Origin of the sequence: Arthrobacter sp. 'calajunan' (assembly GCF_046940185.1) — a bacterium.
GTDB classification, from domain to species: domain Bacteria; phylum Actinomycetota; class Actinomycetes; order Actinomycetales; family Micrococcaceae; genus Glutamicibacter; species Glutamicibacter soli.
Genome location: NZ_JBKZDY010000044.1, coordinates 1 through 280 on the forward strand (window position 1 = coordinate 1; position 280 = coordinate 280).

Annotated in this window: 1 pseudogene; it reads left to right on the top strand. The window is 66.4% G+C overall.

Annotated features, from left to right (window positions below):
- Nucleotides 1–211: pseudogene (locus RF641_RS17585) on the top strand (RNase J family beta-CASP ribonuclease); the annotation flags it as partial.
- Between the last annotated feature and the right edge of the window lie 69 nt (nt 212–280).

Sequence of the window (280 nt, forward strand, 5' to 3'; positions counted from 1 at the left end):
GGACATCCACGCCCGCGGCGTGGCCGAAGAGGACTCGGTCTTCAACGAGATCAAGCCGAAGATCGCCGCCGCGATCGTGGAGGCGGTTGCGAACAACCCGACCCACACCACGCACCAGCTGCAGCAGATCACGCGCCGCGTGATCGGCTCGTGGGTTTCGCGCAAGCTGCGCCGCCGCCCGATGATCGTACCTGTGGTGCTCGAAGCCTAGGCTTCTGGAACACCGAACCGCGGAACCCTCCCCCCGGGCGGGGTTCCGCTGTTTAACCCTGCGTTGTGC